Source organism: Altererythrobacter sp. TH136, assembly GCF_007065885.1.
In the GTDB taxonomy this organism is placed as follows: domain Bacteria; phylum Pseudomonadota; class Alphaproteobacteria; order Sphingomonadales; family Sphingomonadaceae; genus Tsuneonella.
Genome location: NZ_CP041409.1, coordinates 493,765 through 508,512, shown reverse-complemented (window position 1 = coordinate 508,512; position 14,748 = coordinate 493,765). Strand labels below are relative to the sequence as shown.

Below are 14,748 nucleotides of genomic sequence, written 5' to 3'. Positions count from 1 at the left end.
CCCCACAAAGCAAAACGCCGGCCCTCTTGCGAGGGCCGGCGCCGTGCTGTTGCTTAGCGGCTGATGGTTCAGCCGCGGACGTTGAGTTATTCGCCAGCCGCAGGCGCGTCGCCGCCCTGCTCGGTGGCGGGAACCTCGTCGGCATCGCCTTCGCCTTCAGCGCGCTTGAGCGCCGAGGGGGCGACCAGCGTCGCGATGGTGAAGTCGCGGTCGGTGATCGCGCTTTCCGCACCGGCGGGCAGGGTCACCTCGCTGATGTGGATCGAATCGCCGATTTCCTTGCCGGTCACGTCGATGGTGATGTCGTCGGGAATCTTGTCCGATTCGCACACCAGTTCCAGCTCGTGACGGACGACGTTCAGCACGCCGCCGCGCTTGAGGCCGGGGCTGGCTTCTTCGTTCGTGAACAAGACCGGCACGGCGACCTGAATCTTGGAATCCTTCGACAGGCGCAGGAAGTCGACATGGATCGGGCGATCGCTCACCGGATCGAACGCCACGTCCTTGGGGATCGCACGGACGGACCGGCCGCCGATGTCGATCATCACGATCGAGTTCATGAAGTGGCCGGTGCCAAGCTGGCGGACCAGTTCTTTCGCCTCGACGTGGATGGGAGTGGGTTCTTCATTGCCGCCGTAGATCACGGCGGGAACACGGCCTTCACGGCGCAATACACGGGAGGCTCCCTTGCCAGCCCGCTCGCGCGCCTCAGCCGGCAGGGTCAGAGCGTCGCTCATCTTGATGCCTTTCAAATGCGGTAGAGTAACCGGTCCGCCACGCCTCCAGGGATGACCATGACGCCGGTGCGCGGGCCGTTAGCGGGACTGTTGCAAAAAGGCAAGCTCAGCGCACGCGCGTGATCGTGTATCCCCTGGCTGCCAGCAGTTCGGGCAGGCCCCCGGGCGGGGCAAGGTGCGCCGCGCCGACTGCCACCAGCGGCCGCTTGCCCTGTGCGTAAAGGGCCAGCAGCTTGTCGGCCCAGGCGCGGTTGCGGTCCACCAACAGCGCCTGGCGAAGTTCCGGATCGGCCAGCATCCCCTCGTCACCCTCACGCGCGATCGCGTCCATGTCACCGGTGAGCCACAGCTTGGCGAGCCGGGCGCTGTCGTCAGAATTCATCGTGTCCTCTTCCACCACCGCGCCGAGAAGGTCGCGCTGGTCGGCTTCCGCCAGCCGGTCGAAGATCGCGAACTGGCCCTCGACGCCTTCAAGCTCCTCGACCGAGCGGGCGCTGAAGTCTCTCAGCAACGCGCGGTCGACCCCGTTCTCGCCGATTGAATCGTCCGCCAGCTGCGCCAGCATGATCGCGGCGGCCCAGGTCTCGACCGCCTTGAAGTCCGCCTCGCGGTAGCCGCCTTTGGTCAGCAGCTTGCGCAGGTTCGCCCTGAGGCTCGCCGGCACCCGTTCCGATAGCGGCGGCAGATCGGCGCTGTGCGACAGGCGGGTGAAGGTGGCTGACAGCTTGCCGGTGTCCTCCAGGTCCTTCGCCTCGACCACCAGCACGTCGGCATCGACTACCGCCCGGTCGATCGCCGGGGTGCGCCACTTGGCCCCGTTGGGCAACGCGTGGATCGTGCCGAACAGCCAGCCGGCGGACGAGCCATCGGGCGCGGTGACTTGCCACAACGCGGGCGTGGGGGCGGGTAGGTCGGTGCGCGCGCCGTCCTGCCCGCAGGACGCGACCAGCAGGGCTGCGACCGACGCGAACAGCCAGCGGATCACTGCACGCGCCTTACCCGCAAGCCCTTGGCCGCGAGATCGGCCTGCACGCTGCGCGGACCCGCCAGGTGCCCCGCGCCCACCGCCACGAACACCGTGCCCGGCGTGTCGAGCCGCTTGGCCACCCAGTCCGCCCAAGCGCGATTGCGCTGCCACAACAATCGCTCCATCAGCGCCGTGTCGCCCGCCATGTCCTCGTTCATCAATCTGGCGAGCGCATCGGCATCGCCTTCCAGCCATTCGGCCACCATCGCATCGAGCATCGCCCTGATATCGTCGCTGCCATCGACCGCCTTCATCAGATAGTCGATTTGCGCCTCGCGCGGCAGGCTGTCGAACAGCGACAGCTGATAGTCCATCGTCTCCAGCGCGGCCCGCTCACGGGGCGCGCCGGCTTGGGCCACCAGCGCCTGCTCGACCCCGTTTTCGCCCACCACTCCGGCCTTCGCCAGCGGGACCAGCGCGAACATCAGGGCCGCGTACCAGGGTTCGAACCGGTCGAACGCCCCCACCGGCATGCCGAGCTTGGCGGTTCCCGCCTCGAAGCGCGCGCGCTGGGCCTGGGTCAGCAGATCGCGCAGGTTCTCCTTCTCGCCGAGCAGCGCGTTCTTCATGACGAACGCCTGCATCGCGGCGGTGTCGGCGGTCGCAAGATCGATTTCCGTCACCAGCGTATCCGAAGCGGCCAGCGCCGGGCCGATCTTGCCGCGCATCCACGGCACGTCCTTGGGCAGGGCGTGCACGGTACCGAACAGATAGATCGTCGTGTCCGCGTCAGCGACTGCCCACAGCGCCGGTCCCGTGCTGGCCGGGACAGGCACGGGCGTGGTGGCGCAGCCTGCGGCCAGCAGCAGTGCGGCCAGTGCGCCGGTTGCCTTGCTCGTTCTGAAGTTCATTGCGTGCCTGTGAATTCGCGCGGTGCCTCGCGCAAGCGAAACGGCGAACAGCAGCACGCCGCCGCGACCATCCGTTCCGCGCCCGAGGCGCCGTTGTTGGGGCGCCATTGACGGGTGCAGGCCGCTCGGCCATTTGCCGCGGCAATGACCTCCGCTCGTGACCCCTCCCGCAGCTTCCAGGACATGATCCTGACGCTCCATGATTTCTGGAGCGCGAACGGCTGCCTGATCCTGCAGCCTTATGACATGCGCATGGGCGCCGGCACGTTCCATACGGCGACCACCCTGCGCGCGCTGGGGCCGGAGCCGTGGAACGCCGCTTTCGTGCAGCCGTGCCGCCGCCCGACCGATGGCCGCTATGGTGAAAACCCCAACCGGCTGCAGCATTACTACCAATACCAGGTGATCCTGAAGCCGAGCCCGCCCGACCTGCAGGAGCTTTATCTCAAGAGCCTGGAAGTGATCGGCATCGATCCGCTGAAGCACGACATCCGCTTCGTGGAGGACGACTGGGAAAGCCCGACGCTCGGCGCCTGGGGGCTGGGCTGGGAAGTGTGGTGCGACGGGATGGAAGTGACCCAGTTCACCTACTTCCAGCAGATGGGCGGCTTTGACTGCAAGCCGGTCGCGGGTGAGCTGACCTACGGCCTCGAACGCCTGGCGATGTACATCCAGGGCGTCGACAACGTGTACGATCTGTCATTCAACTCCGCCGGCGTAAGCTATGGCGAGGTGTTCCTGGAAAACGAGCGGCAGATGTCGAAGTGGAACTTCGAGGTTGCCGATACGGCGGCGCTATTCGACCTGTTCGCCAAGGCCGAGGCGGAGTGCCGCAATGCGCTCAGCGCCGACGTGCCGATCGCGGCCTATGAACAGGCGGTCGAGGCGAGCCACGTGTTCAACCTGCTGCAGGCGCGCGGCGTGATCAGCGTGCAGGAGCGCGCCAGCTACATGGGCCGGGTGCGCGATCTCGCGCGCTCGTCTTGCGAGGCCTATGCCGCCAAGATGACCCCCGAGTGGCAGAACAAGTATCCGGGGTGGACGCTGTGAGCGCCGCCGACTTCCTGCTCGAACTGCGCTGCGAGGAAATCCCCGCCCGCATGCAGAAGGGCGCGCGCGCCGACCTCGAAAAGCTGTTCCGCGCCCAGATGGACGCCGCCGGCGTGCCGCTGGGCGAGATCACCGTATGGTCCACACCGCGCCGCCTCGCGCTGATCGCGCGCGGCTTACTGCAAGCGACGCAGGCGGTCAGCGAGGAGACCAAGGGCCCCCGCACCACCGCGCCCGATCAGGCGCTTGAGGGGTTCCTGCGAACGACCGGGCTGTCGAAGGACCAACTGACCGACCGCGACGGGGTGTGGTTCGCCATTGTGGAGAAACCCGGCCGCGCCGTGCGCGAGGTGCTGGCTGACGCGATCCCCGCGATCGTGCGCGCGTTTCCCTGGCCCAAGTCCATGCGCTGGGGCGCGGCTTCGCTTTCGACCGAGAGCCCGCGCTGGGTGCGGCCGCTGTCGGGCATCGTCGCGATCCTCGGCGAAGACCTGGTCGAGTGTCAGGTGGGCGAGATCGCCAGCGGATACATGACGCTGGGCCACCGCTTCCACCACTCCGGCCCGATCACCATCGGCGGGGCGGATGACTACCAGGAAAAGCTGCGCGCCTGCCACGTGATCGTCGATCACGCGGAGCGCGAGGCGCTGGTCCGCGAGTTGAGCCGCGCCGCCGCGCTTGCCGCAGGGCTGACGCTGATCGAGGACGAAGGGCTGGTGGTCGAGAACGCCGGCCTCACCGAATGGCCGGTGCCGCTGCTCGGCCGCTTTGACGAAGCGTTCCTCGACGTCCCGCCCGAAGTGATCCAGCTCACCGCGCGGGTGAACCAGAAGTACTTCGTGTGCGAAGACGCGGCGGGCAAGCTCGCCAACGCGTTCGTTTGCACCGCCAACATCGAGGCGGCTGACGGCGGCGCGGCGATCGTCGACGGCAACCGCAAGGTCCTGGCCGCGCGCCTGTCCGACGCGCGCTTTTTCTGGGAGCAGGACCGCAAGACGTCGCTGGCCGACCACGCGAAGAAGCTCGAGCGGATCACCTTCCACGAGAAGCTCGGAACCGTCGCTGACAAGGTCGAGAGGGTCGCCAAGCTGGCGCGCTGGCTGGTCGAGGAAGGCATCGTCAAAGGCGCCGATCCAGAACAGGCCGAGCAAGCCGCACGCCTTGCCAAGGCAGACCTCGTCACTGAAATGGTCGGAGAATTTCCCGAACTACAGGGACTTATGGGTGGCTATTATGCCCGCGCCGATGGCTTGCCGGATGCCGTGGCCAATGCCATCCGCGACCACTACAAGCCGGTCGGGCAGGGCGATGGTGTGCCCACTGCGCCGGTGACGGTGGCGGTAAGTTTGGCAGACAAGCTTGATACGCTGCGCAGCTTCTTCGAAGTCGATGAGAAGCCAACCGGGTCGAAAGATCCTTTCGCGCTTCGCCGGGCGGCATTGGGCATCATCCGGCTCGTCCAGGACAATCAGCTGCGTTTGCCGATCGCGCACGGCGACCTGCTCGACTTCTTCGCAGACCGTCTCAAGGTCCAGCAACGCGAGGCCGGCGTTCGGCACGACCTGATCGATGCCGTTTTCGCGCTCGGCGGCGAGGACGATCTTGTCCGCCTGCTCGCCCGCGTTCATGCGCTCCAAGCGTTCATGGCGACCGAGGACGGCGCCAACCTGCTCGCCGGTTACAAGCGTGCGGCCAATATCCTCAAGAAGGAGGACTGGCACGGTTCGGAGGGCGAGATCGCCCGCACCGGCGAGGAAGACCCGCTCGCCCTGGTAGACGATCCCGATCTTGCACCGGTGATCGCCGCCAAGATGGCGGAGCGGCGCGAGAATGCGCTTTCCTACACCCCCGAACCTGCGGAAGTAGCGCTGATCCAGGCGCTGGATTCGGCCGAGCCTACCGCAAGCCGTGCGGTCGAGGCGGAAGACTTCGGCGCGGCGATGTCGGCGCTCGCTTCGCTGCGGGCGCCGATCGATGCGTTCTTTGACAGCGTGACCGTGAACGATCCCGATGCCGCCAAGCGCGCGGCGCGGCTGGACCTGCTGGCGCGCCTGCGCGACGCGGTTCATCGGGTGGCGGATTTCAGCCGGATCGAAGGATAGCACTTCTTGCCTTGGACAGTGTGACACGTGTGACACTTCCATCAAACCGTACAGCCAGACAGAGGCCTGCATGACCAGAACCGTCTACACCTTCGGCGGCCGCGCCGTGCACGAGGATCCGCGCGCCCGGGACAAGACGATCGTGGGCGGGAAGGGTGCCAACCTCGCCGAAATGGCCGGCATCGGCTTGCCCGTGCCTCCCGGCTTCACCATCACCACCGAAGAATGCGTCCGCTACCTAGCCGAAGGCGGCGACTTCTCAGGCGATCTGCAAGAAACCGTCGCCAACGCGCTGCAACATATCGAGAAAACGGTCGGCAAGCGGTTCGGCGACCCGGCCGATCCGATGCTGGTGTCGGTCCGCTCCGGCGCGCGGGTGTCGATGCCGGGCATGATGGACACGGTGCTCAACCTCGGTCTCAACGACCAGACCGTGCAGGGCCTCGCTGTCGTCAGCGGGGATGAGCGCTTTGCCTGGGACAGCTACCGGCGATTCATCCAGATGTATTCCGACGTGGTCCTTGGCCTCGACCATGGGCTGTTTGAAGAGGCGCTGGAAATCGCCAAGGAAGACAAGGGTCTCTACGCCGATACCGAGATGGAGGCTGAAGACTGGCAGGCGCTGGTCGCGCAGTACCGGACCATCGTCGAGGAGGAACTAGGCCAGCCGTTCCCGCAGGACGTGACCGAGCAGCTGTGGGGCGCGATCCGGGCGGTGTTCGACAGCTGGGACAGCGACCGGGCCAAGGTCTATCGCCGGCTCAACGACATCCCCGCCGGCTGGGGGACCGCGGTCAACGTACAGGCCATGGTGTTCGGCAACATGGGCGAGACGAGCGCCACCGGCGTCGCCTTCACCCGCGACCCCGCCACCGGCGAGCGCGCCTACTACGGCGAATGGCTGGTCAATGCGCAAGGGGAGGACGTCGTCGCCGGCATCCGCACTCCCCAGTACCTCACCCGCGCCGCCCGGACACGCGCCAACGCCAAGCCGCTCAGCATGGAAGAGGCGATGCCCCAGGCCTATGCCGAGCTTGCCCGGGTGTTTGACATCCTGGAACTCCACTACCGCGACATGCAGGACATCGAGTTCACCGTCGAACGGGGCAAGCTGTGGATGCTCCAGACCCGCTCCGGAAAGCGTACTGCCAAGGCTGCGCTCAAGATGGCGGTCGACATGGCGGGCGAGGGGCTGATCGACGAAAAGACCGCGATCCTGCGGGTCGATCCGATGGCGCTCGATCAGTTGCTTCACCCCACGCTCGATCCCCAGGCTCCGCGCGATGTCCTCACCACCGGCTTGCCCGCGAGCCCCGGCGCCGCGTCGGGCAAGATCGTGCTTGACGCCGATACCGCGGAAAGCTGGGCCGCGCGCGGCGAGAAGGTCATTCTCGTGCGTGTGGAGACCAGTCCCGAGGACATCCACGGGATGCATGCGGCGCAAGGCATCCTTACCGCGCGCGGCGGCATGACGTCACACGCGGCGGTTGTCGCGCGCGGGATGGGGCGCTGCTGCGTCTCGGGCGCTTCTGCCGTGCAGATCGACCGCGCAGCCCGCACGCTGCGCATTGGGGGGCGCGAACTGGCCGAAGGCGATGTGCTGACCCTCGACGGCAGCACAGGGCAGGTCATGGCGGGGGTGGTCGACACGATCGAACCCGAACTGGCCGGCGACTTCGGCGTGCTGATGGAGTGGGCCGATCGCCATCGCCGAATGGCCGTGCGCGCCAATGCCGAAACGCCGGGCGACTGCCGAATGGCGCGCCAGTTCGGCGCCGAGGGCATCGGTCTCTGCCGTACCGAGCACATGTTCTTCGATGCCAGCCGTATCAGCGCCGTGCGCCAGATGATCCTGGCCGAAGACGAGGCTGGCCGGCGCAAGGCCCTGAGCAAGCTGCTACCCGAACAGAGGGCGGATTTCGCGCAGATCTTCGAGGTGATGGCCGGCCTGCCGTGCACGATCCGCTTGCTCGACCCCCCGCTGCACGAGTTTCTGCCGCACGACGACGCCGAGTTCGCCGACCTGGGCGAGGCCACCGGCTTTGGCGTCGATCACCTCAAGCGCCGCGCGGCCGAGTTACACGAATTCAATCCGATGCTTGGCCATCGGGGTTGCCGGCTCGGGATCACCTATCCCGAAATCTACGAGATGCAGGCGCGTGCCATTTTCGAAGCCGCATGCGATGTCGCCGCGGCATCGGGCGCGGCGCCAGTCCCCGAGGTGATGATCCCGTTGATCGCCACCAAGCGCGAACTGGAGATTCTGCGTGCGCTGGTGGACCGCGTGGCCGCTGAAGTGTTCGCCGAGAAGGGCAGATCGGTCGACTTTCTGGTGGGTACGATGATCGAGCTCCCACGCGCTGCCCTCATGGCTCACGAGATTGCCGAAGAGGCACTGTTCTTTTCGTTCGGCACCAATGACTTGACGCAGACTACTCTCGGCTTGTCGAGGGATGATGCAGGCCGCTTCCTGGGGGCCTACGTCGATCAGGGGATTTTTGCGCGTGACCCTTTCGTCAGCCTGGATGTCGAGGGCGTCGGCGAACTGGTCCGCCTCGCTGCCGAGCGCGGGCGGTCGACCCGGGCCGACATCAAGCTGGGCATCTGCGGCGAGCACGGCGGCGATCCCGCGTCGATCCAGTTCTGCGAGAGCGTGGGGCTCGATTACGTCTCCGCCAGTCCCTATCGCGTGCCGATTGCGCGGCTGGCGGCAGCTCAGGCGGCGCTGCGCGCCTGATCGTGCGCGGTTGCTCAGTCTTTCCAGCCGGTAAGGGTCAGAATCTCGAGCGTTTCGATCACCCGGCCGTCGTCGTCGGCGTCCGCCAGAAACGCCTTTCGCGCACGGTCCAGACCGGTGCGGGTCAGAGGCGGCGCGCTGTCGGCGAGCGTGCTGGTAAGTCCTTGCGCACGCAGATCGGCGACCAGCGTGTCGAGCGCGCCGTACCGCAGGCGCAAGGTCCACGCGTCTGCCACCTGCCGCGCGAAACCGGCGCGCTGCAGCAGGCCGGCGCCCGAGCGAGCATCGACCGCGGGGTGCAGGCGCGCCGCCGGCCGCTCGCCATCGGCGGCGAGCAGGGCGGAGCGCAGCCTCGGCAGGCTGCCGGCACCGATCATTCCGGCCAGCATGACGCCGCCCGGCGCCAGCGCGGCGCGCTGATGGATCAGGGCGCCCGGCAGGTCATTGATCACATCGAGCGCGGCCAAGCTGACGATCAGGCCGAAGTCTCCAAACGGCATTGGCCGCTCCAGATCGATCGCTTCCGGTTCGGCCACGGTCACGCGGATGCCGTCCCGCTCCAGCGCGCGGCCAAGTGTGGTGCTTCCCACCCCCAATATCAGCACACGCGCGGGTTCGAGCCGCATGAAGGCGATCCGGTCCAGCATGTCCTCGACCATCGCCTCGCCCAGCCACTGAGCAGCATCTGCTTGTTGCTGGAGGACCTGCGCCCTGGCGGCGCGCGCGGCCCGGCGCCGGGCGCTGAAGATCGTTGGCGGGGCGGCATCTGTCATGGCGAAACTCACGCACCATCGGCGCGCGCGATGCAAGCGCGACAATGAGCGTCAAGGCGATCTTGCGCGACAGCCTCGCGCCGCTGGTCGACCTTATCTACCCGCCGCGCTGCCCTCTATGCGGCGCGGCGATCGGCGCCCAGACGGGCCTGTGCAGCGACTGCTGGAGCGAGTTGCGCATCCCTTCGGAGCCAGCTTGCGCCACCTGCCAGCGCCCGTTCGGCCACTCGGCGGCCGGGAGCGGAGCGGTCTGCGCCGTGTGCCTCGTCAAGCCGCCGCGCCACGACGGGATCGCCGCCGGTACGCTCTATGGCGATGGCTCGCGCAAGCTGGTGCTGGCCTTCAAGCATGGCCGGCGGATCGCGCTCGCGCCGATGCTCGCCCGGCTGATCGTCGCCCGCTTGCCGGCTCTGGAGGGGACGTGGCTGGTGGCCCCGGTGCCGCTCCACCGTTGGCGGCTGTGGTCGCGCGGCTACAACCAGGCCGCTCTTCTGGCGCGGGAGGTGGCCCGGCTGACCAATCAGACGCTGGCCCTCGATCCGCTGATCCGCACGAAGCACACCGCCACGCTTGGCGGGTTGGGGCGCACGGCGCGCGCACGCGCGCTGAGGGGCGCGCTGACCGTCAATCCGCGTTACGCCGCCGGTCTAAAGGGCGCGCAGATTATCCTGGTGGACGACGTGCTGACCAGTGGCGCGACCAGTGATGCCTGTGTCCGGGCGCTGAAACGCGCCGGAGCCGACAAGGTCATCGTTGCGTGCTTTGCTCGCGTGCTGGATGAGACGGATGGAGAGGTGCCGGAAAACGAAACGCCCGGGGCGTTAACCCCGGGCGCACCGTGACGAAATACGCTGAACCCGCCTTTCGGCAACAGCGGCCACCCCCTATGGCCGCCAGGTTCGATCCCTCATCGTCTGCCGATCCCGTCGCGACCTGATGCAAGCATTGGCGCGTTTGCCGTGATCGGCGGTCCCTGAACCTGGCACGCTATGGCTGCCGCGTTCCGGCTCGCCGCCCTTGCGGACTGCACAGGCTGTGTCTCACTGTTCGCCGGTTCATCAAATAGACATGTGGCAAAGACACTGATTTTGCCCGATCTCTGTGGTTATGATGCAACAAGGTGTGGCGTTAAGGAGAGTGACGAATGCACGCGCAGTTCAAGCCCAAGTACGATCAGCAAGGGCTGCTGACCGCCGTCGTGATCGACGCCGCCAGCAAGGCCGTGCTGATGGTCGCGTTCATGGATGCCGAAGCGCTTGCCGCAACTCGGGCGACCGGGTTCGCGCATTTCCATTCCCGCTCGCGCGGCCGCTTGTGGAAGAAGGGCGAAAGCTCGGGCAATGTCCTGCGCATCCAGCGCATTTTGGTCGATTGCGATCAGGACACTCTGCTGCTCGAGTGTGTTCCGGCGGGACCGGCGTGTCATACCGGCGCGCAAAGCTGCTTCTTCAGTGAACTCGACGGCGAGGTTCTCCATCCCGTCACAACTTGACGCGCACGTAAAGCAGCGAGTATCGTGACTTATGGCCGAACCCGCCCGCAGCGCCGAATCCGCTCATCAAGGGGCGCACCTCGAACGGCCCGATCATCTTGATCGAGAGCAGTTCTCCATTTCCGACCTGACGGAGGAATTCGGCTGCACTGCACGGGCGCTGCGGTTCTACGAGGACGAGGGTCTGATCGCGCCGCGCCGTGTCGGTCTGGCGCGGATTTACTCGACGCGTGACCGCGCGCGCTTGGCCTGGATCATGCGGGCCAAGAACGTCGGCTTCAGCCTGGGCGAGATCCGCGAGATGATCGACCTTTACGATCTGGGCGATGGGCGGGTCGAGCAGCGCCGCGTGACGATCGAAAAATGCCGCGAGCACGTCGCCAAGATGAAAGCGCAGCGGGACGATATCGATTCGGCGATTGCCGAGCTGACCGCATTCATCGCGCACGTCGAGCGCGTGGCCGAAGAACGCTAAGCGCTCTCGTTATACTAAGGACATCAAATGCCGAGCTATACTGCCCCGACCCGTGACGCCAAGTTCATCCTCAACGAGGTGCTGGACGTGGCAAGCTATGGCAACCTGCCCGGCTTCCAGAGCGCCACGCCCGATCTCATCAACACCGTGGTGGACGAAAGCGGCAAGTTCGCGGCCGCGGTCCTGGCGCCGCTCAACCAAGTGGGCGACCACGAGGGGTGCACCCGTCACCCGGACGGATCGGTAACGACGCCGACCGGCTTCAAGGCGGCGTTCGATCAGTACGTGGAAGCGGGCTGGAGCACGCTGACCGCGCCGGAGGAATTCGGCGGGCAGGGGATGCCCCACGTGCTCGGTTCAGTGCTGGAGGAATTCATCTCGTCCGCCAATCAGTCGTTCGGCATGTATCCGGGGCTGACGCAAGGCGCGGTGAGCGCCATTCTGGCCACCGGCAGCGACGAACAGAAGGCGCTCTACGCGCCCAGGATGATCGCCAATCAGTGGCTCGGGACGATGAACCTGACGGAGCCACAGTGCGGCACCGACCTGGGCCTGATCCGCACCCGTGCCGAGCCGCAGGGCGACGGCAGCTTCGCCATCACCGGGACCAAGATCTTCATCTCTGCCGGTGAGCACGATCTTGCCGAAAATATCATCCACCTGGTCCTCGCCAAGACGCCCGGCGCCCCTGACAGCAGCAAGGGCATCAGCCTATTTATCGTGCCCAAGTTCCTGGTGGGCGACGACGGCTCGATCGGGGAGCGCAACGCGGTCCAGTGCGGTTCCATCGAGCACAAGATGGGCATCCACGGTAACTCGACGTGCGTGATGAACTACGATGGTGCCAAGGGCTGGCTGGTCGGCGAGGAGATGAAGGGACTGGCCGCGATGTTCATCATGATGAACGCCGCGCGCCTTGGCGTGGGCATCCAGGGGCTGAGCCAGGCGGAAGTCGCCTACCAGAACGCGGTCGCCTATGCCCGGGATCGGCGCCAGGGCCGGGCGTTGACCGGTCCGGCTGACCCAACCGAGAAAGCGGACCCGATTATCGTCCATCCCGATGTCCGGCGGATGCTGATGGACGCCAAGGCGTTTACCGAGGGCATGCGCGCGCTCGTCCTGTGGGGCGGGTTGCTGGTTGACCTGACGCACAATGCCCCGAGCGAAGAGGAGCGCGGTCAAGCTGATGCGCTGCTCGGGCTGCTGACCCCGGTGATCAAGGGCTATGGCACCGATAAGGGCTTCGACACCGCGGTGAACATGCAGCAAGTGTTCGGTGGCCACGGCTACATCCAGGAATGGGGCATGGAGCAGTTCGTCCGGGACGCTCGCATCGCCCAGATCTATGAAGGCACCAACGGCGTGCAGGCGATGGACCTGTGCGGGCGGAAGCTTGCCAGCAAGGGCGGGGCAGCCATCCAGGCGTTCTTCAAGATGGTCGACGACGAAGTCGCTGCCAGCGATGGGGAGCTCGCGCCGCTGGCCGAAGCCCTCGGCAAAGCGGTGGGTGAGCAGAAGGCGGCCACCATGTGGTTCATGCAGAACGCAATGGCCAACCCCAACAACCTGGGCGCAGGCGCGCATCACTACATGCACATCATGGGTGTGGTGTGCCTGGGACTGATGTGGCTGCGCATGGCGAAAGCGGCGGCGGTGCGGGTGGCCGACGGCGACGGCGACGGCGCGTTCTACCAGGCCAAGTTGACCACCGCGCGCTACTTCTTCGAACGCTTCGTGCCGGACGTTGGAGCGCTGCGACGCAAGATCGAAACGGGCGCCGAAGCCTTGATGGCGCTGGACGAGGACGCCTTTCTCACCGCGGCTTAGCGTTCTGCGTCACAGCAGCCGCAACTGACCTCCGTTCGGTGGCGGGCGGAATTGCGTGCAGTCGAGCTCGAACCGCTCCTTGCGCATGCCTGCGCGGGAGGCGGCGATGCGAAAGCGGGCGCGGAACAGATCGGCCCAAACGCCGCTCGGCTTCATGCGGCTGAAGAATGCCGGGTCGTTGTCGCGCCCACCCCGGATCGATTGCACGATGCTCATCACCTTGTCGCCGCGTTCGGGAAAATGGACCGACAGCCATTCGCGGAACAGCGGGGCGACCTCATGAGGCAGGCGCAAGGGTATCCAACCGGCCGATCGCACGCCAAGCGCTCCGGCGCGGGTGATGATCTCCTCCATGAACTGGTCGGTGATCGCCGGGATGATCGGGGAAACCGAGCAGTGCGTCGGCACGCCCGCATCCACCAGCTTGCCGAGCGCGGCCAGTCGCTTGGCAGGCGCTGCTGCGCGCGGTTCGAGCTTGCCGGAGAGTGCGGGATCCAGCGTCGTTACCGACACGCAGACCGCGATCAGCCTCAGCCGGGCCATTTCTGCCAGCAGGTCGATGTCGTCGCATACCCGGTCTGACTTGGTGGTGATCGTCACCGGGTGGCGGGCATCGAGGCACACCTCCAGCAGTTCGCGCGTGATCCGATAATTCCGCTCTATCGGCTGATACGGATCGGTGTTCGTGCCCATGGCTAACGGCTGCGGACGGTATCTGGGCTTGGCGAACGTATCGCGCAGCAGGCGGGCGGCGTCGGGTTTCGTGAACAGCCGGGTTTCAAAATCCAGGCCGGGCGAGAGATCGTGATACGCATGGGTCGGCCGCGCGAAGCAGTAAATGCAGCCATGCTCGCAGCCCCGATAAGCGTTGACGGATCGGTCGAATCCGATGTCCGGCGATGTGTTGAAGCTGAGGATCGTCTTGGGGTGTTCCGCCGTGACCGTGGTGCGCAGCTTCACCGGCGGGCCCCCGGCTTCCCTGGCGAGTTGCTCCATGTAATCGCGCCAGTCGCCGTCCTCCTCGCGGGTGTTGAGGCCAAACCGGGTGGGGGCACCATCCGACTGGGCGCCGCGGCCGCTTACTTCTGGTGCGAATCGTCGTTCCACGTGGCGGAACATAGGTGGAACATTGATTGAGCGGTAGTCGCTATTGCTCCTGCAAGCGCGGTAGGAGGTCGACGAAGTTGCAGGGGCGATTGCGGCTGTCGAGTTGCTCGGCAAGGATGCCGTCCCACCCATCTTTCACGGCGCCGTTCGATCCGGGGAGAGCGAACAGGTAGGTCCCGCGCGAAACGACAGCGCAGGCGCGGCTCTGGACGGTGCTGGTCCCGATCGAGCGAAAACTCAGCCATCGAAATAGCTCCCCGAAACCGGGAATGTCCTTCTCCTTCACGCGGTCGAAAGCTTCTGGCGTGACATCGCGCCCCGTCAGTCCGGTGCCCCCGGTGGTGATGACCACGTCGATGGCAGGGTCGTCGATCAAGCCGTTGAGCCGGGCAGCCAGCGCATCCAGATCGTCGCGCTCGATCGCGCGGACGACAAGGTGGTGCCCCGCGTCCCGGATGCGATGGGCAAGGATATCGCCACTGGTATCGTCCGCAGGCGTGCGGGTATCGGAGACGGTAAGCAGCGCGATGTTGACCGGGCGGAACTCGCGCGCCGGATCGATCGGCATCA

General features: G+C 66.3%; 13 protein-coding genes. 7 read left to right on the top strand and 6 right to left on the bottom strand.

The window, feature by feature from the left end; translation table 11 throughout:
- Window positions 1-86 precede the first annotated feature (86 nt).
- The 3 genes from C0V74_RS02490 to C0V74_RS02480 all read right to left on the bottom strand — a co-directional run bounded on the left by C0V74_RS02490 (window position 87) and on the right by C0V74_RS02480 (window position 2,615).
- Window positions 87-737, bottom strand: a complete 651-nt coding sequence (locus C0V74_RS02490; RefSeq protein WP_143250474.1) for a 50S ribosomal protein L25/general stress protein Ctc — start codon at window positions 735-737, stop codon at window positions 87-89.
- Between the two features lie 106 nt (window positions 738-843).
- Window positions 844-1,722, bottom strand: coding sequence for a TraB/GumN family protein (locus C0V74_RS02485; RefSeq protein ID WP_143250473.1), 879 nt, complete (start codon window positions 1,720-1,722; stop codon window positions 844-846).
- Entirely contained in the window at window positions 1,719-2,615 is an 897-nt protein-coding gene (locus C0V74_RS02480; RefSeq protein WP_143250472.1) for a TraB/GumN family protein, read from the bottom strand. The genes C0V74_RS02485 and C0V74_RS02480 overlap by 4 nt, the downstream gene beginning before the upstream one ends.
- A 144-nt stretch (window positions 2,616-2,759) precedes the next feature.
- Here C0V74_RS02480 and C0V74_RS02475 point away from each other — a divergent pair, with 144 nt between their 5' ends.
- From C0V74_RS02475 to ppdK, 3 genes are all read left to right on the top strand, one after another.
- Window positions 2,760-3,665, top strand: a complete 906-nt coding sequence (locus C0V74_RS02475; protein WP_131625727.1) for a glycine--tRNA ligase subunit alpha — start codon at window positions 2,760-2,762, stop codon at window positions 3,663-3,665.
- Window positions 3,662-5,767, top strand: a complete 2,106-nt coding sequence (gene glyS, locus C0V74_RS02470; protein ID WP_282595930.1) for a glycine--tRNA ligase subunit beta — start codon at window positions 3,662-3,664, stop codon at window positions 5,765-5,767. Before C0V74_RS02475 ends, glyS begins: the two co-directional genes overlap by 4 nt.
- 70 nt (window positions 5,768-5,837) lie before the next feature.
- The gene (ppdK, locus tag C0V74_RS02465; protein ID WP_143250470.1) at window positions 5,838-8,504 is read left to right on the top strand and encodes a pyruvate, phosphate dikinase; all 2,667 of its coding nucleotides are present in this window, start codon (window positions 5,838-5,840) and stop codon (window positions 8,502-8,504) included.
- A gap of 14 nt (window positions 8,505-8,518) precedes the next feature.
- Here ppdK and C0V74_RS02460 read toward each other — a convergent pair whose 3' ends face one another.
- Complete coding sequence (locus C0V74_RS02460; RefSeq protein ID WP_143250469.1) at window positions 8,519-9,277, bottom strand: methyltransferase domain-containing protein; 759 nt, start codon at window positions 9,275-9,277, stop codon at window positions 8,519-8,521.
- Between the two features lie 44 nt (window positions 9,278-9,321).
- On the opposite strand from C0V74_RS02460, the gene C0V74_RS02455 reads away from it, so the two are divergent.
- The 4 genes from C0V74_RS02455 to C0V74_RS02440 all read left to right on the top strand — a co-directional run bounded on the left by C0V74_RS02455 (window position 9,322) and on the right by C0V74_RS02440 (window position 13,071).
- Window positions 9,322-10,119 carry a ComF family protein gene (locus C0V74_RS02455; protein ID WP_143250468.1) on the top strand — a complete coding sequence of 266 codons (798 nt, stop codon included), beginning with the start codon at window positions 9,322-9,324 and terminating at the stop codon, window positions 10,117-10,119.
- A gap of 302 nt (window positions 10,120-10,421) precedes the next feature.
- Window positions 10,422-10,769, top strand: coding sequence for a phosphoribosyl-AMP cyclohydrolase (hisI, locus tag C0V74_RS02450; RefSeq protein WP_143250467.1), 348 nt, complete (start codon window positions 10,422-10,424; stop codon window positions 10,767-10,769).
- 31 nt (window positions 10,770-10,800) lie between these two features.
- Window positions 10,801-11,244 (top strand): MerR family DNA-binding transcriptional regulator, encoded by a 444-nt coding sequence (locus C0V74_RS02445; RefSeq protein WP_131625579.1) that lies wholly within the window; start codon window positions 10,801-10,803, stop codon window positions 11,242-11,244.
- 27 nt (window positions 11,245-11,271) lie between these two features.
- Window positions 11,272-13,071, top strand: coding sequence for an acyl-CoA dehydrogenase C-terminal domain-containing protein (locus C0V74_RS02440; RefSeq protein ID WP_143250466.1), 1,800 nt, complete (start codon window positions 11,272-11,274; stop codon window positions 13,069-13,071).
- A gap of 9 nt (window positions 13,072-13,080) precedes the next feature.
- Here the strand turns inward: C0V74_RS02440 and C0V74_RS02435 are convergent, their stop codons facing one another.
- Entirely contained in the window at window positions 13,081-14,190 is a 1,110-nt protein-coding gene (locus C0V74_RS02435; protein WP_143250465.1) for a PA0069 family radical SAM protein, read from the bottom strand.
- A gap of 28 nt (window positions 14,191-14,218) precedes the next feature.
- Entirely contained in the window at window positions 14,219-14,746 is a 528-nt protein-coding gene (gene moaB, locus C0V74_RS02430) for a molybdenum cofactor biosynthesis protein B (protein WP_143250464.1), read from the bottom strand.
- Window positions 14,747-14,748 lie beyond the last annotated feature (2 nt).